20 protein-coding genes, 1 tRNA gene and 1 pseudogene are annotated in these 25,628 nt (G+C 71.4%); 18 read left to right on the forward strand and 4 right to left on the reverse strand.

Annotated features, from left to right (window positions below; all coding sequences use genetic code 11):
- Positions 1 to 116: 116 nt before the first annotated feature.
- The 8 genes and pseudogenes from AOQ37_RS12010 (at position 117) to AOQ37_RS12045 (ending at position 9,647) form a co-directional block, all read left to right on the forward strand.
- Positions 117 to 1,337 carry an inositol-3-phosphate synthase gene (locus AOQ37_RS12010; protein WP_062644081.1) on the forward strand — a complete coding sequence of 407 codons (1,221 nt, stop codon included), beginning with the start codon at positions 117 to 119 and terminating at the stop codon, positions 1,335 to 1,337.
- Positions 1,334 to 2,659: an SCO3242 family prenyltransferase gene (locus AOQ37_RS12015; protein ID WP_234436878.1), complete on the forward strand. Its 1,326-nt coding sequence runs from the start codon at positions 1,334 to 1,336 to the stop codon at positions 2,657 to 2,659. The genes AOQ37_RS12010 and AOQ37_RS12015 overlap by 4 nt, the downstream gene beginning before the upstream one ends.
- 377 nt (positions 2,660 to 3,036) lie before the next feature.
- The gene (locus AOQ37_RS12020) at positions 3,037 to 4,089 is read left to right on the forward strand and encodes a sugar phosphate isomerase/epimerase family protein (protein ID WP_062644482.1); all 1,053 of its coding nucleotides are present in this window, start codon (positions 3,037 to 3,039) and stop codon (positions 4,087 to 4,089) included.
- Positions 4,086 to 4,793: pseudogene (locus tag AOQ37_RS12025) on the forward strand (EboA domain-containing protein); the annotation flags it as partial. The gene AOQ37_RS12020 and the pseudogene AOQ37_RS12025, both read left to right, overlap by 4 nt.
- Before the next feature lie 263 nt (positions 4,794 to 5,056).
- Positions 5,057 to 5,905 carry a TatD family hydrolase gene (locus AOQ37_RS12030; RefSeq protein WP_062644084.1) on the forward strand — a complete coding sequence of 283 codons (849 nt, stop codon included), beginning with the start codon at positions 5,057 to 5,059 and terminating at the stop codon, positions 5,903 to 5,905.
- A gap of 3 nt (positions 5,906 to 5,908) precedes the next feature.
- Positions 5,909 to 7,078: a metabolite traffic protein EboE gene (gene eboE, locus AOQ37_RS12035; protein WP_062644086.1), complete on the forward strand. Its 1,170-nt coding sequence runs from the start codon at positions 5,909 to 5,911 to the stop codon at positions 7,076 to 7,078.
- Complete coding sequence (locus tag AOQ37_RS12040; protein ID WP_234436879.1) at positions 7,075 to 8,535, forward strand: alkaline phosphatase family protein; 1,461 nt, start codon at positions 7,075 to 7,077, stop codon at positions 8,533 to 8,535. Before eboE ends, AOQ37_RS12040 begins: the two co-directional genes overlap by 4 nt.
- Before the next feature lie 71 nt (positions 8,536 to 8,606).
- Complete coding sequence (locus AOQ37_RS12045; protein WP_062644088.1) at positions 8,607 to 9,647, forward strand: sugar phosphate isomerase/epimerase family protein; 1,041 nt, start codon at positions 8,607 to 8,609, stop codon at positions 9,645 to 9,647.
- Positions 9,648 to 9,783: 136 nt separating this feature from the next.
- Here the strand turns inward: AOQ37_RS12045 and AOQ37_RS12050 are convergent, their stop codons facing one another.
- The 4 genes from AOQ37_RS12050 to AOQ37_RS12065 form a co-directional block, all read right to left on the reverse strand.
- Complete coding sequence (locus AOQ37_RS12050; RefSeq protein ID WP_062644089.1) at positions 9,784 to 11,175, reverse strand: OFA family MFS transporter; 1,392 nt, start codon at positions 11,173 to 11,175, stop codon at positions 9,784 to 9,786.
- A 121-nt stretch (positions 11,176 to 11,296) separates the two neighbouring features.
- On the reverse strand, positions 11,297 to 13,441 hold the full coding sequence (locus AOQ37_RS12055; protein ID WP_062644486.1) for an acetate--CoA ligase family protein: 2,145 nt from the start codon (positions 13,439 to 13,441) through the stop codon (positions 11,297 to 11,299).
- A 4-nt stretch (positions 13,442 to 13,445) separates the two neighbouring features.
- Positions 13,446 to 14,687: a formyl-CoA transferase gene (frc, locus tag AOQ37_RS12060; protein ID WP_062644488.1), complete on the reverse strand. Its 1,242-nt coding sequence runs from the start codon at positions 14,685 to 14,687 to the stop codon at positions 13,446 to 13,448.
- Positions 14,688 to 14,706: 19 nt separating this feature from the next.
- Entirely contained in the window at positions 14,707 to 16,389 is a 1,683-nt protein-coding gene (locus tag AOQ37_RS12065; RefSeq protein WP_062644091.1) for a thiamine pyrophosphate-binding protein, read from the reverse strand.
- Between the two features lie 200 nt (positions 16,390 to 16,589).
- On the opposite strand from AOQ37_RS12065, the gene sucC reads away from it, so the two are divergent.
- The 10 genes from sucC to AOQ37_RS12115 all read left to right on the forward strand — a co-directional run bounded on the left by sucC (position 16,590) and on the right by AOQ37_RS12115 (position 25,432).
- The gene (gene sucC / locus AOQ37_RS12070) at positions 16,590 to 17,720 is read left to right on the forward strand and encodes an ADP-forming succinate--CoA ligase subunit beta (RefSeq protein WP_062644092.1); all 1,131 of its coding nucleotides are present in this window, start codon (positions 16,590 to 16,592) and stop codon (positions 17,718 to 17,720) included.
- A gap of 12 nt (positions 17,721 to 17,732) precedes the next feature.
- Positions 17,733 to 18,656, forward strand: a complete 924-nt coding sequence (gene sucD, locus AOQ37_RS12075) for a succinate--CoA ligase subunit alpha (RefSeq protein ID WP_062644094.1) — start codon at positions 17,733 to 17,735, stop codon at positions 18,654 to 18,656.
- Between the two features lie 121 nt (positions 18,657 to 18,777).
- The gene (locus AOQ37_RS12080; protein ID WP_062644096.1) at positions 18,778 to 20,319 is read left to right on the forward strand and encodes an aldehyde dehydrogenase family protein; all 1,542 of its coding nucleotides are present in this window, start codon (positions 18,778 to 18,780) and stop codon (positions 20,317 to 20,319) included.
- Between the two features lie 133 nt (positions 20,320 to 20,452).
- Complete coding sequence (locus AOQ37_RS12085; RefSeq protein WP_062644097.1) at positions 20,453 to 20,908, forward strand: MarR family winged helix-turn-helix transcriptional regulator; 456 nt, start codon at positions 20,453 to 20,455, stop codon at positions 20,906 to 20,908.
- Positions 20,909 to 21,051: 143 nt separating this feature from the next.
- Positions 21,052 to 21,136: transfer RNA gene (locus tag AOQ37_RS12090), tRNA-Leu, on the forward strand.
- A gap of 432 nt (positions 21,137 to 21,568) precedes the next feature.
- Positions 21,569 to 22,741 (forward strand): ATP-binding protein, encoded by a 1,173-nt coding sequence (locus AOQ37_RS12095; protein ID WP_062644099.1) that lies wholly within the window; start codon positions 21,569 to 21,571, stop codon positions 22,739 to 22,741.
- Complete coding sequence (locus AOQ37_RS12100; RefSeq protein WP_062644100.1) at positions 22,738 to 23,139, forward strand: roadblock/LC7 domain-containing protein; 402 nt, start codon at positions 22,738 to 22,740, stop codon at positions 23,137 to 23,139. The genes AOQ37_RS12095 and AOQ37_RS12100 overlap by 4 nt, the downstream gene beginning before the upstream one ends.
- The gene (locus AOQ37_RS12105; protein WP_062644102.1) at positions 23,136 to 23,513 is read left to right on the forward strand and encodes a DUF742 domain-containing protein; all 378 of its coding nucleotides are present in this window, start codon (positions 23,136 to 23,138) and stop codon (positions 23,511 to 23,513) included. Before AOQ37_RS12100 ends, AOQ37_RS12105 begins: the two co-directional genes overlap by 4 nt.
- The gene (locus tag AOQ37_RS12110) at positions 23,488 to 24,081 is read left to right on the forward strand and encodes a GTP-binding protein (protein WP_062644103.1); all 594 of its coding nucleotides are present in this window, start codon (positions 23,488 to 23,490) and stop codon (positions 24,079 to 24,081) included. Before AOQ37_RS12105 ends, AOQ37_RS12110 begins: the two co-directional genes overlap by 26 nt.
- 7 nt (positions 24,082 to 24,088) lie before the next feature.
- Positions 24,089 to 25,432: a cytochrome P450 gene (locus AOQ37_RS12115; RefSeq protein WP_062644105.1), complete on the forward strand. Its 1,344-nt coding sequence runs from the start codon at positions 24,089 to 24,091 to the stop codon at positions 25,430 to 25,432.
- The last annotated feature ends 196 nt before the right edge of the window (positions 25,433 to 25,628 follow it).

The raw sequence follows: 25,628 nt of genomic DNA on the forward strand, positions 1-25,628 counted from the left end.
GCGGGGGACGCCGGACCCCCGCCCGTCGTCCCCACCCCGACCGGTCACCCTCTCGGCCGGGTCGTCACCCCTCCCGCCTCGGTCCCCGGGGTCCGCGCACGACAAGGAGGCTGCCCATGTCCGCGTCCCCTTCCCGTCCCCCGCGCGTCGGCGTCTGGCTGATCGGAGCCCGCGGTTCCGTGGCCACCACGGTCGTCGCGGGGTGCGCCGCCGTCACGGCCGGACTGCACCCGCCGACCGGCCTGGTGACCCAGACGCCCGTGTTCGCCGGCAGCGGTCTGCCGCCCTTGTCCTCCCTCGTCTTCGGCGGACACGACACCACCGCCTGCCCCCTGCCCAAACGCGCCGAGCAACTCGCGGCCGGCGGGGTTCTCCCGGCGGGACTTCCCGCAGCCGTCGAAGCCGAACTCACCGCCGCCGACAGGGAGATCAGGCCCGGGGGACCTGTCCCGGGAGACACCCGCAGCGAGGAGCGGCTGGTCGGCGACTTCGCCGCGGACATACGCGACTTCGTACGGCGGTGCGGCCTCGTGCGCGCGGTGGTGGTGAACGTGGCCTCGACCGAACCGGCGGCCACCGGCTCCGCGCTGCCGCCGAGCTCCCTCTACGCGGCCGCGGCCCTGCGGGCGGGCTGCCCGTACGTGAACTTCACACCGTCCACCGGACTGCACCACCCCGCGCTGCTGCCCGTCGCGGAGTCCAGCGGGCTGCCGTACGCCGGCCGGGACGGCAAGACCGGGCAGACCCTGCTGCGTTCCGTCCTGGGCCCGATGTTCGCCCAGCGGTCGCTGGCCGTGCGGGCCTGGTCCGGCACCAACCTCCTGGGCGGCGGTGACGGGGCCGCCCTGGCCGACCCGGCCGCCGCCGAGGCGAAGAACGCGGGCAAGGAACGCGTCCTCGCCGACACCCTCGGCACCACCCCCGAGGGCCGGACGCACATCGACGACGTCCCGGCACTGGGGGACTGGAAGACCGCCTGGGACCACGTCGCCTTCGACGGCTTCCTGGGCACCCGCATGATCCTCCAGACCATCTGGCAGGGCTGCGACTCCGCCCTCGCGGCACCCCTGATCCTCGACCTGGCACGCCTCGCCGCCCGGGCCCACGAGGCCGGTCTGTCCGGCCCGCTCGGCGAACTCGCCTTCTTCTTCAAGGACCCCGTGGGCGACGCGCCGTCGGCCCTGGCCGAGCAGCACACGCGTCTGGAGGGGTTCGCCCGCCGCCTGAGGGACGCCGGGAGGAGAACCGGCGCCGCGGACGCGGCCCAGGAAGAGGAACGGGAGACCTCCGGGGTACGGCGCGCGCGTGCGACGAGCTCGGGCGAGGAGACGGGATGAGCGGGAACGGTGGGGTGCGCGAGGTCCCGGGGCGGGCGGCCGCGGTGACCCCCGTGCCGAGCCCGTACGCGGCTCAGGAGACCGGTGCGTCGGACGGACTGAGGGGCGTGGCGGACGGGCCGAGGGGCGTGGCGGACGGATCGAAGGGCGTGGCGGACGGATCGAAGGGCGTGGCGGACGCTGCCTCGGAGGGGAAGCGTGCCCGCGCCCGCCTCCGGGCCTGGGCCGAACTGCTGCGGCTGCCCGCTCTGTTCACGGTCCCCGGCGACGCGCTTGCGGGAGCCACCGCGCTCGCCGCACGCCCCGACCGCCGGACCCTGCTCGCCATCGGTTCCTCCCTCTGTCTGTACGAGGCCGGCATGGTGCTCAACGACTGGGCGGACCGCGCGGAGGACGCCGCCGAACGCCCCCACCGTCCGCTCCCCTCAGGCCGCGTGAGCCCGACCGCGGCCTTCACCGCGGCCTGCGGCCTCACCGCCGCCGGTCTCGCCCTGGCCACCCGGGCGGGCCGCCCGGCCCTCGCGGTCGCGGCTCCCCTCGCGGCCACCGTCTGGTCCTACGACCTGGCCCTGAAGCACACGCCCGCGGGCCCGATCGCCATGTCCGCCGCCCGTGGCCTGGACCTCCTCCTCGGCGCCGCGGCCGGCGCGGGACGCGTACGCCCGGCCCTCCCCTCCGCCGCGCTCCTGGCCACCCACACCCTCGCGGTCACGACCCTGTCCCGCCAGGAGACCCGCGAGGGCACGCCGACGGCCGCCCTGGCAGCGCTGGCCACGACCGGCGTACTGACCCTGACCTGCGTGGTGCGGAGTCGCCGGACCCCCTGCCCACCACCGAACCACCGATCCCCTGACGGCCGGACACGACCCGCTCGTCCAGCGAGGCCGGGGCAGGGGGCGGGGTCGTGGCCGGGGTCGGGACCGGGCCGGCAGCCGGGACGGGGGTCGGGGTGGCAGCCGGGACCGGAGTCGGGGTGGCAACCGGGGACGGCCATGGAGCGGCAGCCCGGCCCGGGGCGGCACCCGCAGGCAGGGGCAGGGGCAGGGGCAGGCACCGCGTACCGTTCGCCCGCGCCGCTGGCTGCCGCGCTCGCCGTCGCCTACGCCACCACCACGACCCGCGCCTACCTGCACGCCTCGCTCAACCCGTCCCCTCCCCTCACCCAGCAGGCCGTCGGGGCCGGTATCCGGGCCACCATTCCCCTCCAGGCCGCTCTCATCGCCCGCTCCGGATCGACCGCGACGGCCACCGCCACCGCCCTGCTCACCGCCGCGCTGGCACCGGTCGCCCGCAGACTCGCGAGGCGGGTGAGCATCACATGAACCTCGGACGCACGAGCCCCGACAGCGGCCCCGGCCTTGCTTCCGGCCTCGGCTCCCGCCCCGGCCACGGCCCTGACGGCGATCCCGACAGGGGGCCCTACGGCGGCCCCGGCCTTGCCTCCGGCCTCGGCTGCCGCCCCGACCACGGCCCCGGCCTTTCCTCCCGCCACGGCTCCGGTCCCGGCTCCGGTCCCGGCCCTGACCGCGACCCCGGCGGCGGGCCCTACGGCGGCCCCGGCCTTGCCTCCGGCCTCGGCTCCCGCCCCGGCCACGGCCCTGACGGCGATCCCGACAGCGGCCCCGTCGACCGGGCCCCGGTCTCGATCACTCCGTACCCGTCCGCGCCGACACCCCAGCGCTTCCCGACCTCGCCGCCCCTGTCCCTGGTCCCGACCTCTCCCTCGCCCTCTGCCCCGCCCTCGCCCCCGCCCCCGCTCCGCTTCGGCTACGGCACCAACGGCCTCGCCGATCTCCGCCTGGACGACGCCCTCGCCCTGCTCGCCGACCTCGGCTACGACGGCGTCGGACTGACGCTCGACCACATGCACCTCGACCCGTTCGCCCCCGACCTCGCCGCCCGCGTCCGGCACCTCACCCACCGACTGGACGCCCTCGGGCTGGACGTCACCGTGGAGACCGGCGCCCGCTATGTCCTGGACGCGCGCCGCAAGCACGGGCCGTCCCTCCTGGACCCGGAGCCGCACGATCGCGCCCGCCGCGTCGACCTGCTGCTGCGCGCCGTCCGGATCGCCGGTGACCTCGGTGCGCACGCCGTCCACTGCTTCAGCGGGACCCTCCCGCCGGGCACGGCGACGGAGACCGCGTGGCAACGCCTCGCCGAGACGCTCGCCCCCGTCCTGGACGCCGCCGCGTCCGCCGGTGTGCCCCTCGCCATCGAACCCGAACCCGGTCACCTCCTGGCGACCCTCGCCGACTTCCACCGGCTCCGCCGAGCCCTGGACGACCCGGCGTCCCTCGGCCTCACGCTCGACATCGGTCACTGCCAGTGCCTCGAACCGCTCCCACCGGCCGACTGCGTACGCGCGGCGGCCCCCTGGCTGCGCCATGTCCAGATCGAGGACATGCGCCGCGATGTCCACGAACACCTTCCCTTCGGGGACGGCGAGATCGACTTCCCGCCCGTCCTCGCCGCTCTCGCCGACACCGGCTACCGAGGGCTGACGGTGGTCGAGCTGCCCCGCCACTCCCACGCCGGTCCGCACCAGGCCGAAGTCTCCCTCCCCTTCCTCCGCGCGGCGGCGCCCGATCGAGGCACCGTCATCGCCTCCGCCGGTTCGACCACCGACCCTCCCGACCCGCAACGGGTCCCTGCCGTCACCCCCCTCCCGAGCCGTCCGTCCCGGGCGGCGGACCCGCCCCTCGCGCCACCCGGCGAGCCCTCCGCCACCCCGGAAGGGAGCACCCGATGACCCACCCGTACGCCGCCCCGGCGACCCCGGAGGCGGACCACGCGGGCACCACCCCGGCCCGCACGCCCCTCGACGCCCTGCACAGCCACCTCGACTCCCGTCTCGACGCGGCCGCCCGCGGCTGGCTCGGCCGGGCGCTGGAGGAGGCCGCCGCTCATCCGGGCACCCATGGCCCCATCTCGGTGTGGGAGCTGCGCCTGGCCGAGGCCGGACGCCGTTGCGGCAGCCGTCACGCCGACGCCGCCCGCGTGCTCATCCTCCGCGCGGCCCGCGCCGACCCGGCCTCCCTGGCCCGGGTGTACTTCCAGGGCACCGCCGAAGAGCGTCGCGCGGTCCTGCACGCGCTGCCCCATCTCGTGCCCGGACCCGACGCCCTCCCACTGGTCGAGGACGCCCTGCGCACCCATGACACCTGGCTCCTCGCGGCAGCCGTCGGCCCCTATGCCGCCCGTCACCTCGACCCGCACGCCTGGCGTCACGCCGTTCTCAAGTGCCTCTTCGCCGGAGTGCCCGTCGACGCGGTGGCCGGCCTCGAACAGCGCGCCCGCGACGATGCCGAACTCGCCCGCATGCTCGGCGACTACGCCACCGAACGCACCGCCGCGGGCCGCCCCGTACCCCACGATCTGCGACGCGTCCTGGCTCTAGCCGCCCCCACGACCGAGGCCGCCCCCACAGCCGGGGCCACCCCCTCGGCCGCGGACGACCCCACAGCCGAGGCCGACCGGACCTCTGCGGCCGAGGCCGATCGGACCTCTGCGGCCGAGGCCGATCGGACCTCTGCGGCCGAGGCCGATCGGACCTCTGCGGCCGAACCGGTTGCTCCGGCCGAACCGGTGGCTCCGGTCGATCCGACTGCTCCGGCCTCGGCGGACCCGGGCCCGCCCACCCCCGATCCCTCCCGCACGGACCTTCCCGGCTCGGGCAGTCCCCACCGCCCGGCCGACCCCCACGGCAAGGAGTCCTGATGCGCATCTTCGACCCCCACATCCATATGACCTCGCGCACCACCGACGACTACGAGGCGATGCACGCCGCCGGTGTCCGCGCCGTCGTCGAGCCGTCCTTCTGGCTGGGACAGCCCCGCACCTCGGCCGTCTCCTTCCTCGACTACTTCGACTCCCTTCTCGGCTGGGAACCCTTCCGGGCCGCGCAGTACGGCATCGCCCATCACTGCGCGCTCGCCCTCAATCCGAAGGAGGCCAACGACCCGCGCTGCGCCGCCGTCCTGGAGGAACTGCCGCGCTATCTCGTCAAGGACCACGTCGTGGCCGTCGGGGAGATCGGCTACGACTCGATGACGCCGGCCGAGGACACCGCCCTGGCCGCCCAGCTCCAGCTGGCCGCCGACCACGACCTGCCGGCCCTGGTGCACACCCCGCACCGCGACAAACTCGCGGGGCTGCGCCGCACGCTCGACGTCGTCCGTGAATCCGGCCTGCCGACGGACCGGGTCCTGCTCGACCACCTCAACGAGACCACCGTGAAGGAGGCGAAGGACGCCGACTGCTGGCTGGGCTTCTCCGTCTACCCCGACACCAAGATGGACGAGACCCGCATGATCGGGATCCTCCGCCTGTACGGACCGGACAAGGTCCTCGTGAACTCCGCCGCGGACTGGGGCAGGAGCGACCCGCTGAAGACCCGGAGGGTCGCCGATCTGATGCTCGCGGAGGGCTTCACCGAGGACGACGTCGATCTCGTCCTGTGGCGCAACCCCGTCGCCTTCTACGGCCTCAGCGGCCGCCTCGCCCTCGACGTGAGGGCGCCCGAGCTCACCCACGAGGGCAACTCCATCCTGCGCGGCGGGGAGTGAGCGATGCGCTTCCGTCACCCCGACGGCACCACCGTGCACCTCGCCTACTGCACCAACGTCCACCCCGCCGAAAGCCTCGACGGAGTCCTCGCACAACTGCGTGACCACTGCGAACCCGTCCGGCGCCGCCTCGGCCGCGACCGGCTCGGTGTCGGGCTGTGGCTCGCCAGGGACGCCGCCCGCGCCCTCGACACCGACCCGTCGGCCCTGCGCGGCCTGCGCACCGCACTCGACCGGCGGGGCCTGGAGGTCGTGACCCTCAACGGCTTCCCGTACGAGGGTTTCGGCTCCGACGAGGTCAAGTACCGCGTGTACAAGCCCGACTGGGCCGACGGCGAACGCCTGGAACACACCACCGCGCTGGCCCGCGTCCTCGCCGGGCTCCTCCCCGACGACGTCACCGAGGGCACCGTGTCCACCCTGCCGCTGGGTTGGCGCACCGCGTGGGACGAGGCACGCGACGCGACCGCCAACGCGGCCCTGCGCACCCTCGCCGAGCGCCTGGACGCGCTGGAGGAGCTGACCGGGCGCTCCGTCCGGGTAGGTCTGGAACCGGAACCCGGCTGCGTCGTCGAGACCACCGCCGACGCCCTCGCCCCGCTCGCGGTCGTCGGCCACCCCCGTATCGGTGTCTGTGTGGACACCTGCCATCTCGCCACCTCCTTCGAAGACCCGCACTCGGCTCTGGACGCGCTCGCCGCGGCGCGCGTCCCCGTCGTCAAATCCCAGCTGTCGGCCGCCCTGCACGCCGAACACCCCCGTGTCCCCGCCGTCCGTGAAGCCCTCACGGCGTTCGACGAACCCCGCTTCCTGCACCAGACCCGCACGCTCACCGCCACCGGCCTGCACGGCACCGACGATCTCGGCGAGGCACTCACCGGCACCGCTCTGCCCGACACCGGGCCCTGGCGCGCCCACTTCCACGTCCCGCTGCACGCGGCCCCCGCCGCGCCCCTCACCTCCACGCTTCCCGTGCTCAAAGCCGCGCTGACCCGCCTGGTCGGCGGTCCGCATCCGCTGACCCGTCACCTCGAGGTCGAGACCTACACCTGGCAGGCCCTCCCGCCCGCACTGCGGCCCCGGGTCCGCGCCCAGCTCGCCGACGGCATCGCCGCCGAACTGGCCCTGGCACGCGACCTCCTGACCGACCTCGGCCTCAAGGAGCTCCCATGAGCAGCCCGGTCCCCGGCGTCACGGGGCCGCAGGACCGTCCCGGACCCCGCGCCCACGTCCGTTCCCCTGTCCCCGCCCCCACGGAGCCCGTTCCTCTGCTCGTCCTCGACGTCGTCGGTCTCACCCCCCGTCTGCTCGATCACATGCCCCATCTCAAGACCCTCGCCCAGCGTGGTTCGCAGGCGGCGCTGGGGACGGTGTTGCCGGCCGTGACCTGTGCGGCGCAGTCCACGTTCCTGACGGGGACGCTTCCGGCGGAGCACGGGATCGTCGGCAACGGCTGGTACTTCCGTGAGCTGGGTGACGTGCTGTTGTGGCGTCAGCACAACGGTCTGGTGGCCGGGGACAAGCTGTGGGACGCCGCCCGGCGGGCGTATCCCGGTTACACGGTCGCCAACATCTGCTGGTGGTACGCCATGGGCGCCGACACCGACTACACGGTCACCCCCCGTCCGGTGTACTACGCCGACGGCCGCAAGGAGCCCGACTGTTACACCCGGCCCCCGGCCCTGCACGACGAACTCACCGAGAAGCTCGGCACGTTCCCCCTCTTCCACTTCTGGGGGCCGGGCGCGGACCTGGTGTCCAGCCGCTGGATCATCGACGCCACCCGCCACATCCTGCGCACCCGCAGCCCCCACCTCGCCCTGTGCTACCTCCCTCACCTGGATTACGACCTCCAGCGCTTCGGCCCCGACGACCCCCGCTCACTCCGGGCGGCCGCCGACCTGGACGCGGCCATGGCCCCCCTCCTGGCCGACGCCCGGACGCAAGGCCGCACCGTCGTCGCCCTGTCCGAGTACGGCATCACCCCGGTGAGCCGGCCCGTCGACATCAACCGTGTCCTGCGCCGGGCGGGTCTGCTCGACGTGCACACCCAGGACGGCATGGAGTACCTCGACCCGATGGCGTCCCGAGCCTTCGCGGTCGCCGACCACCAGCTCGCCCACGTCTACGTACGGCGTCCCGAGGACCTGCCCCGGGTGCGGGAGGTGCTCGAAGCGCTGTCCGGCGTCGGTGAACTCCTCGACGACGAGGGGAAGAAGCGGCACGGCCTCGACCACCCGCGCTCCGGTGAACTCGTCGCCGTGGCGGAGCCGGACGCCTGGTTCACGTACTACTACTGGCTCGACGACGCCCGCGCACCCGACTTCGCACAGCTGGTGGAGATCCACCGCAAACCCGGCTACGACCCGGCCGAGCTGTTCATGGACCCCCTCGACCCCTATGTGAAGGTCAAGGCGGCCGGCGCGCTGGCCCGCAAGAAGCTCGGCATGCGCTACCGCATGGTGGTGGTGCCTCTCGATCCGTCACCTGTTCGAGGCAGCCACGGCCGCCTCCCCGTGAGCGACGACGACGGTCCGCTCCTCATCTGCTCCACCCCCCGTTCGCTCGGCGACCGCGTCGCGGCCACCGACGTGAAAGCACTGCTGCTCCGACTGGCCGGTCTGTGCTGACTGATTGCCGACCGGTCACAAGTGAAGCACTCACCACTGACAACGCCTTCCGATCCCGAGGAGTTCCAGACATGAGCCGCATCTCCGACATCGACCCCGAACTCACCCACCGCCTGACCAGACGAGGCATGCTCGGCGTCGCCGCGGGCGCCACCGCGGCCGCGCTGCTGGGGGCCGCCGCCTCACCGGCGGGCGCCGCACCCGCCGCCGGCCCCTCCGCCGCCGGGCGCGGCCGTCCCGTCCTGCCTCCCGGCCGGCTCGGCATCCAGCTCTACAGCCTGCGCGACAAGGTCTCCACGCTGGGCTTCGCCCCCGTCTTCGCCGAGTTGCGGAAATACGGCTACGACGAGGTCGAGTTCGCCGGCTACACCCAGGGTTCCGCGGGCCCCATCACGCTCGCCGGGCTCAAGAGGCTGGCGCGCGACCACGGTCTGACACCGATCGGCAGCCACGTCGGCTACTACTCAAGTGACCCGAACGCCTACACCTTCGCCCAGAACCTCACCAAGGTCCTGGACGACGCCCAGGCCCTCGGACTCAAGCACATCGGCACGGCTTCCGGCCCGTTCCGCTACGGCTCCACCGTCGACGCGTGGAAGCGCGCGGCCGAGGAGTTCAACACGTACGGAGCCGCCGCGCGGGCCCGCGGCATGAAGTTCTACCAGCACAACCACTCCGACGAGTTCGGCTTCGCGACCGACAACCCCAAGGTCCGTCTCTACGACGTCCTGCTCGCCGAGACCGACCCCGACCTGGTGTTCCTGGAGATGGACATCTTCTGGGCGTACGCCGGCCAGTTCCGCTTCTCCAAGCGGCCCGACGGCAGCGCGGCGCCCTTCGAGCCACTGGACTACGTACTGCGGCAGCCGCATCGCTATCCGCTCTTCCATGTGAAGGACGGAGTCAGCGACCCGTCGAACGAGTTCGGGTACCGGATGACCGACGTCGGGGACGGGGACATCGACTACCAGCGGTTCATCTCCGCGGTCACCCGGCTGCGCGGAGAGCGTCTGGCCCACCACTGGCAGGCCGAGCACGACAACCCGGTCGAGTCGTTCGCCTTCGCGCGGAAGTCGAGCGCGCACCTGCACGCGTTGCGCGAGAAGTGCTGAGCACCCGGCGCACCCCGCGCTGAGCGGACGCACGCGCGTGTGGAGGCCCACCCCGGCGGACGACGGGGTGGGCCTCCACACGCGCGTGCACCGTCGGCCCACGACACCACGGCCGAAGCGGCCCCACGCCGTCGGGTCAGGTTGTTTCCTCACCGAGCGGTTGCGGGTTGGGGACGATACGACGCGTGGACGCGGGACTGCCGGGTGACTTCAGGAACAGCGCCAGTACCGCGGAGGCGAGCCCGATGCAGCCCGCCAGGACGAACGCGCCCTCGTAGTCCCACGCGCCGACCACGATCGAGCCGACTCCGGAACCCACGAGGCCCGAGATGAGCTTGGAGCTGTACACCATGCCGTAGTTGCTGGCGTTGTTGTTCTCACCGAAGTAGTCCGCGGTCATCGCGGCGAACAGCGGGAAGATCGCGCCGCCGCCGAAGCCCGAGACCATGGAGCAGAACAGGAAGAACGGCATGCTGCCCATCTGGCCGGAGACCAGCACACCGAACTGTGCGGTACCGAGCACGAGACAGACGATGATCAGGGTGTGGCGCCGTCCGTAGCGGTCGGAGATCCACCCGATGATGCCGCGCCCGGTGCCGTTGACGATCGCCTTCAGGGACATCGCCGTGGCCACGATCCCCCCGGCGAAGCCCATGTCCTTGCCGAACGGCACCTGGAAGGCGATACCGAAGATGTTGATCCCGGCGGTGCACAGCAGACAGAACCACATCATCCACAGGACGGGGGTACGCGCGGCCTCCTTGGGGGTGTACTGCTTCATCGCCGGCGGGTTCTTCTGGAGCGCCCGGCGGATCTTCGGGTCGTCGGTGAGCCTGAGCGGGTCGACGTGCGCCGGCCACCAGTTCTTCGGCGGGTCCTTGAAGAACCAGCCCGCGCAGGCCACGACGGTGCAGCACACGAGGCCCACCGCCACCAGCACGCCCTTGTAGTTGCTCAGGTCCATGTACGAGGTGAACAGGAACACGAAGGGCACGGAGCCGTAGGCGAAACCGCCGTTGACCATGCCGGTCTTGCCGCCCTTGCGCTCCGGGTACCACTTGCCGACCATGTTCACGCAGGTCGCGTAGACGAGGCCGGCGCCGATGCCGCTGCACATGCCGAAGCCGAGGTAGGCGACGGTGACGTGCGGCGCGTACGCGAGGGACAGGTAGCCCAGGAGCGTGCCCAGCGCGCCGAGCATCATCGCGTACCGCGCGGGCAGCCTGCCGCTCTCCCGCAGCTGCCCGGCCGGGAAGGCCACGGCCGCCTGGAAGAACACCCAGACGCCCATCAGCCAGAAGATGTGCCCACTGCTCCACAGGTGGGCGTCGTGCAGTGTGTCCTCGGCCGACGTGAACGCGTACTCCGAGGAGCTGATGCCCAGCATGCCCATCCAGGGAAAGAGCACCATGGTCCAGCGTGGTCGCCCCATGATGTCCCGGTCGCTCTCGCCGATCCGGTACACACGGCCGTTGCGGTCGGTCACCTCCCGGTAGGGGAGGGACGGGGAGTAGTCGGTGGTTGTCATCGCTCAGCACCCCTTGCGTCGAAAGTTCTGGCCAGCGCCCCCTGTCCAATGCCTTTCGTGTGCGCTCGGGTCCCGGGGCCGGCCGACGCGCACCGTCGGCCGGCCCCGCGCCGGGGTCACGTCATGAACCGCCCCCCAACAGCCCCGCCGCGCGCGCCCACCGGTACTTGGCGCCGAGCACCGCCACCGGCTGCTCGGTCGTGTACGGGTAGGCCACGACGCCCCGCTCGTAGAGGTACTGGCAGGCCTCCTCGACCTCCACGTCACCCGCGAGCGATGCCACGACCGGCTTCTCCACGCCGCGTTCGCGGAACTCGCGCACCACGCGCGCGGTGAGCTCCGCGAAGACCATCGGGGGAGTGACGATCGTGTGCCAGTAACCGAGTACCAGCGCGTGGATGCGCGGGTCCTCGAGTCCCAGCCGGACGGTCGCCTCGTACGTCGACGGCGGCTCGCCCCCGGTGATGTCGACCGGGTTGCCCGCCGCCCCGAAGGGCGGGATGAACGCGCGGAACGCGGTGTCCAGGTCCGGCGGGATGTCCATCAGGGTGAGACCGTTGTCGGTCACGGCGTCCGACAGCAGCACCCCGCTGCCGCCCGCGCCCGTGATGATCACGATGTTGTCGCCCTTGGGGGTGGGCAGCACCGGCAGCCCGCGCGCGTACTCCAGCATGTCGTTCAGGCCCGGCGCCCTGATGACGCCCGCCTGCCGCAGGATGTCGTCGTAGACGGCGTCGTCGCCCGCGAGCGCCCCGGTGTGCGAGCCGGCCGCCCGCGCGCCCGCCGCCGTACGGCCCGCCTTGAGGACGACGACCGGCTTCCTCCGTACGGTCGCCCGGGCGGCCTCGACGAAGGCGCGGCCGTCCTTGAGGTCCTCCAGGTGCATCGCGATGCAGTCGGTGTGCGGGTCCTCGCCGAACCAGGTGAGCAGGTCGTCCTCGTCCAGGTCCGACTTGTTGCCGAGCCCGACGATCGCCGACACGCCCGTCTTCGTGGTCCGCGCGAAACCCAGGATGGCCATCCCGATGCCACCGGACTGCGAGGTCAGCGCGACTCCGCCCTTGACGTCGTACGGGGTGCAGAACGTCGCGCACAGGTCCTGCCAGGTCGAGTAGTAGCCGTAGATGTTCGGTCCGAGCAGCCGGACGCCGTAGCGCTCGCCGATGGCCACGATCTCGTCCTGGAGGGCGTGTTCGCCGGTCTCCGCGAAGCCGGAGGGGATCAGCACCGCGTTGGGGATGCCTTTGCGTCCCACCTCTTCCAGGGCCGAGGCCACGAACTTGGCCGGGATCGCGAAGACCGCCACATCCACCTCTCCGGGAACGTCGGTGACACTCTTGTACGCCTTACGGCCCAAGATGTCATCGGCCCGGGGATTCACCGGATGGATGTCCCCGGCGAAACCGCCGTCGACGAGGTTGCGCATCACCGAATTGCCGATCTTGCCCTGCTCGTTGGAGGCACCGATCACGGCGACGGAACGCGGCTGCATCAGCCGGCGCATCGAGGTGAGGATCTCCGCGCGCGTGTGGTGCCGGCGCTCCTTGACCGGTGTGTCGGACAGGATCACGCGGATGTCCGCGGCCGTCGCGCCCCCGGCCGTGGCGATCACCGGGTTGAGGTCCACCTCGGCGATCTCGGGGAAGTCCGTGACGAGCTCGGACACCCGGCGGATCTGCTCGGCGACCGCCCACCGGTCCACCCCGGCCTGACCGCGCACACCGCGCAGGATCTCCGCCGCCCGGATCGAGTCCAGCATGGACAGCGCCTCGTCGGCGTCCACCGGGGCCAGCCGGAAGGTGATGTCCTTGAGCACCTCGACGAGCACCCCGCCGAGCCCGAACGCCACGATCTTGCCGAACGTCGGATCGGTGACCGCCCCGACGATGACCTCCTGGCCCTTCGGCAGCAGCTCCTGGATCTGCACGCCCTCGACCCGGGCGTCCGCGTCGTAAGCGCGCGCGTTCCCGACGATCCGGTGGAACGCCGCCCGAACGTCCGAGGCGCCCTCCACCCCGACGACCACTCCGCCGGCGTCGGTCTTGTGCAGGATGTCCGGCGAGACGATCTTCATCACCACGGGACCCCCGAAGCGCGCCGCGTAGGCGACGGCCTCCTCGACGTCCCTCGCCAGCTCCTCGCCCGGTACGGCGATCCCGTACGCGTCGGCGATCACCTTGCCCTCGGGCGCGGTCAGCGCGGTCCGCCCGTCGGCCCGCACCGCGTCCAGCAGCGCGCGCACCCGGGGCGTCCGGTCCTCGGCCATCACGTCAGATCACCCCGTTCGACTCGAGCAGGCGCAGCTCCTCGTCCCCGAGGCCGAGTTCGCCGACGTACACCTCTGCGTTGTGCTCGCCGAGCAGGGGTGAGGCGGTCACCTCGACGGGGGAGTCGGAGAGCTTGAGGGGGCTGCCCACGGTCACGAACTCGCCGCGCCGCGGGTGCGGCACGCGGACCACCATCTCGTTGGCGACCAGCGACTCGTCCTCGATGATCTCCTTGGTGGACAGGATCGGCCCGCACGGGATGTTGTGGGCGTTGAGCCGCTCCAGCACCTCCCACTTGGGCAGCGTCGAGGACCACTCCTCGATCAGCTGGAACATCTTGCCGAGTTTGGGCAGCCGGGCCTCGGGCGTCGCCCACTCGGGGTCGCCGGCCAGCTCGGGCCGGCCGATCAGCTCACTGAGCGGCTGCCAGCCGACGGGCTGCACGATGACGTACACGTAGTCGTTGGGTCCGCCCGGCGCGCACTTGACCGCCCAGCCCGGCTGGCCGCCGCCGGACGCGTTTCCGGACCGGGGAACCTCGTCGCCGAAGTCGTCGTTGGGATATTCGGCGAGCGGTCCGTGTGCCAGGCGTTGCTGGTCCCGCAGCTTCACCCGGCACAGGTTGAGCACGGCGTGCTGCATGGCCACGTTGACCCGCTGCCCACGCCCGGTGCTCTCGCGCTGGTACAGCGCCGCGAGGATCCCCGCCACGGCGTGCACACCCGTCCCCGAGTCCCCGATCTGGGCCCCCGTCGCCAGCGGCGGCCCGTCCTCGAAGCCGGTGGTCGACATCGACCCGCCCATGGCCTGCGCGACGACCTCGTACGCCTTGAAGCCGGTGTACGGGCCCTCCCCGAACCCCTTGATGGAGGCATAGACGATCCGCGGATTGATCTCCCGGATGCGGTCCCAGGTGAACCCCATACGGTCGACCGCGCCCGGGCCGAAGTTCTCGACCATGACGTCGGAGCGCCGGATCAGCTCGGTGAGGATCTCCTTGCCGCGTTGGGTCTTGGTGTTGAGGGTGATGCTCCGCTTGTTGCAGTTGAGCATCGTGAAGTAGAGGGAGTCGACGTCCGGGAGGTCGCGCAGCTGCTTGCGCGTGATGTCACCCGAGGGCGCCTCCAGTTTGACGACGTCCGCGCCGAGCCAGGCGAGCAGCTGGGTCGCGGACGGGCCCGACTGGACGTGCGTCATGTCGAGGACGCGAATGCCTTCGAGAGCCTTGCCGGCCGTTCCTGTCATGGGGGTCATCGGGGGCACCTCACTTGTACATCGTCTGGTTCATCGTTCCGGGGGCGTACGCGTCGGGGTCCACCCAGACGTTGATCAGCGAGGGCTTCCCGGACTCCCGCGCCCGCCGCAGCGCGGGCCCGATGTCGGCGGGGTCGCGCACCTCCTCGCCGTGACCGCCCAGCATCTGGGCGAACTTGTCGTAGTGGACGTCGCCGAGGGTGTTGCCGACCCGCTCGCGCTCGGGGCCGTACTTGGCGGCCTGGCCGTAACGGATCTGGTTCATGGAGGAGTTGTTGCCGACGATGCCGACGAAGGGGAGGTCGTAGCGCACGAGGGTCTCGAAGTCCCAGCCGGTGAGCGAGAACGCGCCGTCGCCGAAGAGGGCGACCACCTCCTTGTCGGGCCGTGCCTGCTTGGCCGCCAGCACGAAGGGGACGCCGACGCCGAGCGTGCCCAGCGGACCCGGGTCCATCCAGTGGCCCGGCGACTTGGGCTGCACGACCTGACCGGAGAAGGTGACGATGTCGCCGCCGTCGCCGATGTAGATCGAGTCCTCGGTGAGGAAGTCGTTGATCTCGCTGACCAGCCGATAGGGATGGATGGGGGAGGCGTCCGACCGCAGGTGCGGCAGCCGCTTGTCGAGGGCGCTCTGCTCCGCCGCGCGCAGCTCGTCGAGCCACTCCTTGCGCCGGGACGCACCTCCGTCGAGGCGCCCGGAAGCGGCCTCGGTCACCGACTTCAGCACCAGTCCGGCGTCGCCGACGATCCCGAGGTCGATGTCGCGGTTCTTGCCGACGGTGCGGTAGTCGAGGTCGATCTGGACGACCGTCGCGTCCGGCGAGAGCCGCTTGCCGTATCCCATCCGGAAGTCGAAGGGCGTCCCGACGATCACGATGACGTCGGCGCCCGAGAAGGCGTAGCGGCGGGACAGCTGGAAGTGGTGCGGGTCGCCGGGGGGCAGGGTGCCGCGGCCGGCGCCGTTCATGTAGGCGGGGATGTTCAGGGTGCGCACCAGCTCGATGGCGGCTTCGGTACCCCGGGTCGTCCACACCTGGCTGCCCAGCAGGATCGCGGGCTTCTCGGCGTGCACGAGCAGGTCGGCGAGCTTCTCGATCGCCTCGGGGTCGCCTGCCGAGCGGGTCGAGGCGCGGTAGGCGCCGGGCTTCGGCACCCGGGCCTTCGCCACCGGCACCCTGGCGTCGAGGACATCGCGCGGGATCTCCAGGAAGGCGGGGCCGGGCGCGCCGTGGTAGCACTCGCGGAACGCCATCGACACCATGTCCGCGGCGCGCGCCGTGTCCGGTACGGCCGCGGCGAACTTGGTGATCGGCGTCATCATGTCGACGTGCGGCAGGTCCTGGAGCGACCCCATCTTGTGCTGGGTGAGCGCGCCCTGACCGCCGATCAGCAGCATCGGGGACTCCGCGCGGAAGGCGTTGGCGACCCCGGTGACGGCGTCGGTGGTGCCGGGTCCCGCCGTGACGACGGCGCAGCCGGGCTTGCCGGTGATGCGCGCGTAGCCGTCGGCGGCGTGGGCGGCGACCTGTTCGTGGCGTACGTCGACGACTTCTATGCCCTCGTCGACGCAGCCGTCGTAGATGTCGATGATGTGGCCGCCGCACAGGGTGTAGATGCGGTCGACCCCCTCTGCCTTGAGCGCCTTGGCAACGAGATGACCACCGGAGATCACGTCCTGGGTGTCGTCGGGCATGGCGAAGTCCTGTCCCTTCGTAGGGGGTCGGAAGGCTCTCGCGGTACATTGCATACAGTCGACGAATACTGTATGAAGCTTGTTATCCCGCATCCGGTGGGTGGTGTCCAGGGGGCGTGCGGCACTTTCGGTCATCGGAGTCCGGCCGCCTCGCGACGGCTCGGCGGACTCCGGATTCGACTTCACAGACGGGATCCGAGATGGACCTGTACGAACACCAGGCAAGGGAACTTTTCGCGGAACACGGCATCCTGGTCCCCAGGGCCGAGGTGACCGACTCGCCCGAGGAAGCGCGCGAGATCGCCCGCAGGCTCGGTGGGCGAGTGGTGGTGAAGGCCCAGGTGAAGACGGGCGGCCGGGGCAAGGCGGGCGGCGTCCGGTTCGCCGCCGATCCGGCCGCGGCCGAACTGACGGCCCGGCAGATCCTCGGCATGGTCATCAAGGGACACCCGGTCGGCACCGTGATGCTGGCCCGGCCCGTCGACATCGAGACGGAGTTCTACGTCTCCTACGTGCTGGACCGCGCGGCCGGCCGCTTCCTCGCGATCGCCTCCGCCGAGGGAGGCACGGAGATCGAGGAGGTCGCCGCCGCCCGTCCCGCGGCGGTCGCCCGCATCCCCGTCGACCCGGCGCAGGGCGTCACCTCGGCGAAGGCCGGCGAGATCGCCGCGGCGGCCGGACTGCCCGCGCAGACCGCGGACGTACTCGTCCGGCTGTGGCAGGTGCTGATCCGGGAGGATGCCCTCCTCGTCGAGGTCAACCCGCTCGTCCGCACCCGGCAGGGGCAGATCCTCGCCCTCGACGGGAAGGTCACCCTCGACGACAACGCATCCTTCCGCCAGTCCCGTTGGGGTGCGGAGAGCACGGAGCACGGGGACCCGCTGGAGGCGGCGGCCGCGGCCAAGGGCCTCAACTACGTGAAACTGGACGGCGAGGTTGGCATCATCGGCAACGGCGCCGGACTCGTCATGTCGACCCTCGACGTCGTCGCGGGCTGCGGCGCCCGCCCGGCCAACTTCCTCGACATCGGCGGCGGCGCCTCCGCCGAGATCATGGCCGACGGCCTGTCGGTCGTCCTCTCCGACCCCGCCGTGCGATCGGTCCTCGTCAACGTCTTCGGAGGCATCACCGCGTGCGACGCGGTCGCCGACGGCATCGTGCGCGCCCTGGACACCGTACGGCTGACCAAACCGCTCGTCGTCCGGCTGGACGGCAACAACGCGGCCCGGGGGCGGGAGATCCTCGACGCCCGCCGGCATCCGCTGGTCCAGCAGGCCACCACCATGGACGGCGCCGCCCGCCGTGCCGCCGAACTCGCCACCGCAGTCTGAGGAGACGACGCCATGGCCATTTACCTCACCAAGGAGAGCAGGGTCCTCGTCCAGGGCATGACGGGCGCCGAGGGAATGAAACACACCCGGCGCATGCTCGCGGCCGGCACGAACATCGTCGGCGGCGTCAATCCCCGCAAGGCGGGCCGGACCGTCGACTTCGACGTCCCCCAGAGCCCGAACGGCCTGAGCGGCGCGCCCGTGCCGGTGCCGGTGCCGGTCTTCGGATCGGTCGCCGACGGGATGCGGGAGACCGGCGCCGACGTCACGGTCGTCTTCGTGCCGCCGGCCTTCACCGCGGCCGCCGTCGTCGAGGCGGCCGACGCCGGGATCGGACTCGCCGTCGTCATCACCGAAGGCGTCCCGGTCCACGACTCCGTCGCCTTCGTCACCCACGCCGCGGCACGCGGAACACGCGTCATCGGCCCCAACTGCCCCGGCCTGATCACCCCCGGCCAGTCCGACGCGGGCATCATCCCGGCCGACATCACCGAGCCCGGCCGTATCGGTCTGGTCTCCAAGTCCGGCACGCTCACCTACCAACTCATGTACGAGCTCCGGGACATCGGCTTCTCGACCTGCGTCGGCATCGGCGGTGACCCGGTCGTCGGCACCAGCCACATCGACTGTCTGGCCGCCTTCGAGGAGGACCCCGACACCGATCTCGTCGTCCTCATCGGCGAGATCGGCGGTGACGCGGAGGAACGCGCGGCCGCCTACATCCGCGACCACGTCACCAAACCCGTCGTCGGCTACATCGCCGGCTTCACCGCGCCCGAGGGCAAGACCATGGGGCACGCGGGAGCGATCGTCTCCGGCTCCACCGGGACGGCGCAGGCGAAGAAGGAGGCGCTGGAGGCCGCGGGGGTGCGGGTGGGCGCCACACCGGCCGAGACGGCGCGCCTCGCGCTCGCCGTGCTGGACGAAGGGCCCTGACCCGAGGCACCCGCCCGACGACGCGTGACGTCCCATCACCTGGTGGAGTCACCGCGACCCGTCGGCGACTCCACGACCCGCACCACCCCGCCCCCGACCGTGCACCGAGAGCGGAGCCCACATGCCGACCACCCTCACCCTCAAATCCGGCACGTCCTGGCCCGACACCTGGCGGCGGTGCCTCGCCGTCGCCCCCGAGGCCTTCCGGGACGACCGTGTCCTCAACCTCTGGAACGCCACCTGGCGGGCCGACGGCCGGACGCTGCCCGCCACCAGCCCGGTCGACGGCAGCCCGATCGCCGGACCGCCCCGCCTGGACGGGGTCACCGCCCACCGGGCCGTCCGCGCCGGGCTGGACCAGCACCACGCCTGGCGGCACGTTCCGCTCGGGGAACGGCGGGCCCGGATCGCCGCCACCCTCGACGCCCTCGCCGAACACCGCGAACTCCTCGCCCTCCTCCTCGTCTGGGAGATCGGCAAGCCCTGGCGGCTCGCGCAGGCCGATGTCGACCGGGCCGTCGACGGCGTGCGCTGGTACGTCGACGGCATCGAACCCATGCTGGAGGGACGGGCGCCGCTCGACGGTCCGGTGTCCAACATCGCGAGCTGGAACTACCCGATGAGCGTGCTCGTTCACGCACTGCTGGTACAGGCACTGGCAGGCAACGCGGTCATCGCCAAGACCCCGACCGACGGCGGCGTCGCCTGTCTGACGCTGGCCTGTGCGCTCGCCGCGCGGGAGGGTGTCCCGGTCACCCTCCTCAGCGGCAGCGGGGGCGAGCTGTCCCCGGCACTGGTCCGCGCGCCCGAGATCGGCTGCGTCTCCTTCGTCGGCGGCCGCGACACCGGCGCCGCGGTGGCCACCGCCGTCGCCGACCTCGGCAAACGGCACGTCCTCGAACAAGAAGGACTCAACACCTGGGGCATCTGGAACTACTCGGACTGGGACACCCTCTCCGCCGTCGTGCCCAGGCTCTTCGACTACGGCAAACAACGGTGCACGGCGTACCCGCGATTCGTCGTCCAGCGCGCCCTGTTCGACGAGTTCCTGGCGGCCTACCTCCCGGCGGTGCGCACCCTGACCGTCGGGCACCCGCTGGCCGTCGAGAAGCGTGACGACCCGTACCCCCGGCTGGACTTCGGACCGGTGATCAACGCGGCCAAGGCGAAGGAACTGCACGACCAGATCGCCGAGGCCATCGACCGGGGCGCGGTCCCGCTGCACCGCGGCAGGCCGGCCGACGCCCGCTTCCTGCCCGGCCAGGACACCTCGGCGTACGTCCAGCCGGTCACACTCCTCGGGCCGCCGCCGTCCTCGCCGCTGCACCACGCGGAGCCGTTCGGCCCGGTCGACACCATCGTCCTGGTCGACACCGAGGCGGAGCTGCTGGCCGCCATGAACGCGTCCAACGGCGCACTCGTCGCCACGCTGTCCACGGACGACCGGAGCACCTACGACCGACTGGCACCGCAGATCCGCGCGTTCAAGGTCGGCCACGGCACGGCCCGCTCCCGCGGCGACCGCGACGAGCTCTTCGGCGGTTTCGGCGCGTCCTGGCGGGGCGCGTTCGTCGGCGGGGAGCTGCTGGTGCGCGCGGTGACGCTGGGACCGACGGGGGAGCGGCTGCCCGGCAACTTCCCGGACTACCAGCTGATGCCCTGACCCCGCCCGGGCCGGGCCCGCCCGGGCCGGAGCCCCCCTGCGGGACGGACCCTTTACGGGACTGGCCCTGCACGGGACGGGCTCCATCCGGGACGGCCGTCGCCGGATCGGTGCGGATCGCTACCCTCGGTGCATGGTGAGTGACCGAGAAGCGCCGGCCGGGCCCGTGGAGGACCGGCTCGGCCACCTCCTCCGGCGTGCCCAGGCCAAGCTGGCCAGAAAGTCCGCGGAGGCGCTCGTTCCGTACGGCGTGGACGACCGCGAGCTGGCCGTCCTGGCCGTGCTCGCCGATGAGGAAACGTGGTCGCAGGCCGAGGCCGCGGGACGGCTCGGTGTGGATCGCACCACGATGGTGGCACTCGTCGACGGACTGGAGGACCACGGCCTGGTGGAGCGGCGGCGCAGCCCCCGGGACCGCCGCCGGAACCTCGTCCGGCTCACGGACGCGGGCCTGGTCTGTCTGGAGCGGGCCGAGGCGGCACGCCGGGCCGCGGAGCGCCGCTTCCTCGCCCCGTTGGACGAGCAGACGGCGGCCGCGCTGCTGCGGGCGCTGCGGCTGCTCGTCGCCGAGGAGCCGGCGGTGAGGTGATCGGCCGGTCACCCGGTGTGAGGGGGCCCGGCGGCGGCCCCGTGACCCGTGCGGCCAGCGGATATGCAGGTGAGAGGCACTCCGAAAGCTTGGTATTGTTGTCCCTGTCGCCGCGGGGAGACCTCGCGCAGTGGCAACACCTGGTCCGGGTGGCGGAATGGCAGACGCGCTAGCTTGAGGTGCTAGTGCCCTTTATCGGGCGTGGGGGTTCAAGTCCCCCCTCGGACACTCTCACCCTCCGTATCGAGCGGTTCCCGCTCGGTGAGCAGTCAATAGCCCGCATTCGGCGTTCCGCCGGGTGCGGGTTTTGCTGTTTCCGTATCCATTGCCTCCGGAATGTCGCGGAAGCCCGTTTATCGGTTGTCCTGTCGGAGTGTCCGGCATCCCCTTCACAAGCGCACTTCCCGGCCACTTCGGCGTTGCCCGCCGGAACCGCTGACGAACCGTCAATGTTCACCTCAGTAGACATATTGACGGTCTGTGACTCCATCTTGTGGTGATACGATCACGCTCGCTTGTAGAGCGGGCGGATGGGTGCAAGACGACATCTCCGACTACGGGGACAGTCCGGGCGGTCACCCGTCGATGCGGGCGGTCTGCCGGTCCACCCGCGTTGACGGGAATTCAGCAACTGGCCGTCAGTCGCCTGAAGAGAGTCTTATGACGCATTACATACAGAACCCGGTACTCTGGGCTCTCCTCGTGGCCGTACTCGTCGCAGTCGCCCTCATTGTTCGCCAGCGTAGGGCGGCGCGTGCCTTGAGGCAGGAGATCGCGGGGCTAAGGTCCCACTACTCCGCGTTGGAAAACGAGTACGCGCAATCCGTCGAGGCAGCTCAGGAACAAGCCGAAGAGGCTACGAAAACGGTCCTCAAGTCCGCGATGCGGACTCTTCAGGGCCTCGCCGCGGAACAGCAGTTGATTGTCTCCCGGCTTCAGAACAAATATGGCGAGTCGGTTATCCTCCAGGACCTTCTGGAGATCGACCACACGAACTCGCAGTTCGGTCGGCGGGCCCAGTCCATCGCCGTTCTCTGCGACGGCTGGCTGGGACGCGCCCGTGATGTCGCGTCCGTGTACGACGTGGTACGCAGCGCGCAGGGCAGAGTCCGCCATTACCGGCGGGTGGAAATTCTTTCGCAGGTCGACTTCGGTATCACGAGCCGTGCGGTCGAACCGGTCGCACTGGCGCTCGCCGAACTGCTCGACAACGCGACGAGCTATTCCAGCCCGGACACCGTCGTCGAGATCAACATCCGTACGGTGCCCAAGGGTATTTGCATCGTCGTCGACGACGCCGGTGTCGGTATGAACGACGAAGAGCGCGCCCGAGCCGACAAACTCCTGTCGAGCCAGCGGGTCTCCGGTGTTTCCGCGCTCGGCAATCCGCCGCAGTTCGGCTTCGCGGTGATCGGTGTGCTCAGCGAGCGCTTCGGCTTCGAGGTGTCGGTGGACTCCACCTCCCCCTACGGAGGCGTCCGGGCGGTCCTGCTCCTGCCGCACGACCTGCTCACCAACGCGCCCGAGCAGAAGGAGCCGGCTCCGGTCGTTCCCGCTGCCGCCGCCCCCGCCACCGCCCGCGGCGGCCCCGAGGGCGCGCTCTCCACCAGCACCACCGCCGACGGCCTGCCGAAGCGGCGTCGCAAGCGGCCCATGGCCATCGTGCCCGGCAGCGCGTCCGCGTCCACTCCCGCCCGCTCGGGCGCCGAGACCGCGGCGATCATGGGCGCCTTCCAACGGGGTACCCAGTCGGGCCGGGCCACGCCTGCGAATCCCGCGGAAAAGTCGAGCAGCACCCGTGGTGCTGGCAGCGAAGGGCATGAGATCTCGTGAATGACGATCTGTCATGGATGCTTGACAGTGCCTTGGAGATACCCGGGGCCCTGCACGCAGTCCTCATCTCCGCGGACGGCCTGCTGATGGCGCGGACGCAGGACTTCGACAAGGACGACGCGGACCGGGTGGCCGCCGCGATGAGCGGTGTGCAGTCGCTCAGCCGCTCGCTCGCGTTCTTCTGCGAGGACCCGCAGATGCGGTGGCGGCAGACGCTGGTCGAGTTCGACGGGGGATGGGTCTTCCTGATCTCCGCCGGTGAGGGCGCCTACCTCGGAGTCTCGGCCTCGCCGGACGTCGACATGGCGGACATCAGCTTCCGGATGCAGCAGCTCGTCGGTCAGCTCGGCAAGGCCCTGACGACCCCGCCGCGCGAGAACCTCGGCGCGCGGTCATGAACGGTTTCGGCGAACTGGAGCCGCAGACGCCGGAGTTAGTGCGTCCGTACGTCATCACCAAGGGACGCGGGCTGCCCGACGAAGGACAGCTCTCGCTCATCACCCTGGTCACGGCGGCCGCCGATCACGAGCAGCGGCCGACCCGGCTGTCCCCCGAGGAACAGAACCTGCTGGACCTGTGCTCGGCCGGTTACCTCTCGGTCGCCGAGATCGCCGGGCACACCCAACTGCCCCTGGGCGTGGTGAAGATCCTCCTCGCCGCCCTCACCGAGGGCGGCTACCTCATCACCCGGGCGCCGGTGCAGAGAGCTCCTCTCGCCGACCGGGACATCCTGGAGGAGGTGCTGAATGGTCTCAGGGCCAAGTTTGGATGAGCAGGCCTACGTCCGCGAGGGGGCCACGCAGACGGCGGTGAAGATCCTCGTCGTGGGTCACTTCGCGGTCGGCAAGACCACGTTCATCGGGGCGATCTCCGAGATCGAGCCGCTGACCACCGAAGAGACGATGACGCGGGCGGCCGAGTCGGTCGACGACCTCAAGGGGGTCCAGGGCAAGACGACCACCACGGTCGCCATGGACTTCGGCCGTCTGACCATCAGCGACCGGGTCGTGCTCTATCTGTTCGGAACGCCGGGCCAGCAGCGTTTCGTCCAGATGTGGGAGGACATGGCGCGCGGCGCCCTCGGCGCCCTGGTGCTCGTGGACCCCGAGCGGCTCGCGGACTCCTTCGCCGTGATCGACCTGATCGAGCAGTACGGACTCGACTACGCCATCGCCGTCAACCACTTCGACGGCGCCCCCCTGAGGGACGAGATGGCCCTGCGCGACGCACTGGACCTGCTCGAGGACACCCCCGTCGTCACCTGTGACGCGCGAGACGAGCGGTCGTCGGCCGACGCGCTGATCACCCTCGTCCGCCACCTCCAGGACCGTGCACACTAGGAGAGACATGGACCAACCCACCGCACCCGTGCCCCCGCCCGGGTGCCCGGCGCACGAGGCCGGCGGCAGAGTGCCCCTGTACGGACCGGAGTTCGCAGCCGACCCGCAGGCCTACTACACCTACCTGCGGCACTACGGGCCCACCGCACCCGTGGAGATCACCCCCGGTGTCGAGGCCACGCTCGTCACCGACTACGCCAGCGCCCTCCAACTCCTCCAGGACTCCGGTTCCTTCCGCAAGGACGCGCGCCGTTGGCGGGACTTCAACGAGGGCCGGATCGCCCCCGACAGTCCCGTCCTGCCCGTGCTCGCCCACCGGCCCAACTGTATGTACACCGACGGTGCCGAGCATCTGCGACTGCGCCAGTCCATCACGGACAGCATGTCGCGCGTCGACCCGATGCAGCTGAGCCAGAGCGTCGAGCGGATCTCGGACTTCCTCATCTCCCAGTTCTCCGAACGGGGTTCGGCCGACCTGATCGGCTCCTACGCCAAGCAGCTCCCGCTGTTCGTGTTCAACGAGCTGTTCGGCTGCACCGCCGACATCGGCGACCGCGTCTTCTTCGGCATCTCCGGCATGTTCGACGGCGTCAACGCCGACAAGGCCATCGCGGTGCTGTTCCAGGCCGTCGGCGAGCTGGTCGCCCTCAAGCGGCGCAAGCCCGGCGAGGACGTCACCTCGTGGCTGATGCAGCATCACACGGGACTCAGCGACGAGGAGATGCTGCACCAGGTCGCCCTGCTGCTCGGCGCGGGCGCCGAGGCGCTGGTCAACCTCATCGGCAACACCCTGCACCGGCTGCTCACCGACGACCGGTACGCCCATGAGGGCGGGCTGATCGACGAGGCGATGGACGACACGCTGTGGGAGAACCCGCCCATGACGAACTTCGCCGCCCACTACCCGGTCGCCGACATGGAGTTCGCCGGTCAGAAGATCACCGCCGGTGACCTGATGCTGGTCAGCATCGCCGCCGCCAACACCGGTCCCGTGCTGTCGGCGGCCCGCAAGGCCGGCAGCAACCGGGCGCATCTCGCCTGGAGTGCCGGCCCGCACGCCTGCCCCTCGAAGGAACCCGCCCGGCAGATCGCCGTGTCGGCCATCGAGAACCTCCTGAACCGGCTGCCCGACGTCCGGCTCAGCGTGCCCGAGGACAGCCTGACCTGGCGGCCGGGACCCTTCAGCCGTGGTCTCGTCACGCTCCCCGCGCGGTTCACCCCGGCCAAGCCGGTGAGCCGGCCGGCCCGGAAGACCGCCGCCCCCACCCCGGTGCCCGAGAGTGGGACAGCGCCCCGCCAGGCCGAACAGACCGGCGTGTGGAGCAAGTTCCTCACCTGGCTGACCAAGTAGGGGATGCGCCCGGTTCACAGCCCGGAACGCCGGACACCCGCCCTCCGGGGCGGGTGTCCGGCGTTCCGGGCCCGTACCCCACGTGGGACGGGTCGCTGACGCGGCGACCGCCACCTTGGACCGTCGGCCACCGAGGCCACCGAGGCCACCGAGGCCACAGCGATCGCTGATCGCCGGGACCGGCGCTTCCTGCCCG

Origin of the sequence: Streptomyces maremycinicus, assembly GCF_001184025.1 — a bacterium.
GTDB classification, from domain to species: Bacteria; Actinomycetota; Actinomycetes; order Streptomycetales; family Streptomycetaceae; genus Streptomyces; species Streptomyces maremycinicus.

Coding starts and splice junctions, on each gene's coding strand:
- AOQ37_RS12010 (WP_062644081.1), top strand. CDS start 117: ATGTCCGCGTCCCCTTCCCGTCCCCCGCGCGTCGGCGTCTGGCTGATC.
- AOQ37_RS12015 (WP_234436878.1), top strand. CDS start 1,334: ATGAGCGGGAACGGTGGGGTGCGCGAGGTCCCGGGGCGGGCGGCCGCG.
- AOQ37_RS12030 (WP_062644084.1), top strand. CDS start 5,057: ATGCGCATCTTCGACCCCCACATCCATATGACCTCGCGCACCACCGAC.
- eboE (WP_062644086.1), top strand. CDS start 5,909: ATGCGCTTCCGTCACCCCGACGGCACCACCGTGCACCTCGCCTACTGC.
- AOQ37_RS12040 (WP_234436879.1), top strand. CDS start 7,075: ATGAGCAGCCCGGTCCCCGGCGTCACGGGGCCGCAGGACCGTCCCGGA.
- AOQ37_RS12045 (WP_062644088.1), top strand. CDS start 8,607: ATGAGCCGCATCTCCGACATCGACCCCGAACTCACCCACCGCCTGACC.
- AOQ37_RS12050 (WP_062644089.1), bottom strand. CDS start 11,175: ATGACAACCACCGACTACTCCCCGTCCCTCCCCTACCGGGAGGTGACC.
- AOQ37_RS12055 (WP_062644486.1), bottom strand. CDS start 13,441: ATGGCCGAGGACCGGACGCCCCGGGTGCGCGCGCTGCTGGACGCGGTG.
- frc (WP_062644488.1), bottom strand. CDS start 14,687: ATGACAGGAACGGCCGGCAAGGCTCTCGAAGGCATTCGCGTCCTCGAC.
- AOQ37_RS12065 (WP_062644091.1), bottom strand. CDS start 16,389: ATGCCCGACGACACCCAGGACGTGATCTCCGGTGGTCATCTCGTTGCC.
- sucC (WP_062644092.1), top strand. CDS start 16,590: ATGGACCTGTACGAACACCAGGCAAGGGAACTTTTCGCGGAACACGGC.
- sucD (WP_062644094.1), top strand. CDS start 17,733: ATGGCCATTTACCTCACCAAGGAGAGCAGGGTCCTCGTCCAGGGCATG.
- AOQ37_RS12080 (WP_062644096.1), top strand. CDS start 18,778: ATGCCGACCACCCTCACCCTCAAATCCGGCACGTCCTGGCCCGACACC.
- AOQ37_RS12085 (WP_062644097.1), top strand. CDS start 20,453: ATGGTGAGTGACCGAGAAGCGCCGGCCGGGCCCGTGGAGGACCGGCTC.
- AOQ37_RS12095 (WP_062644099.1), top strand. CDS start 21,569: ATGACGCATTACATACAGAACCCGGTACTCTGGGCTCTCCTCGTGGCC.
- AOQ37_RS12105 (WP_062644102.1), top strand. CDS start 23,136: ATGAACGGTTTCGGCGAACTGGAGCCGCAGACGCCGGAGTTAGTGCGT.
- AOQ37_RS12110 (WP_062644103.1), top strand. CDS start 23,488: ATGGTCTCAGGGCCAAGTTTGGATGAGCAGGCCTACGTCCGCGAGGGG.
- AOQ37_RS12115 (WP_062644105.1), top strand. CDS start 24,089: ATGGACCAACCCACCGCACCCGTGCCCCCGCCCGGGTGCCCGGCGCAC.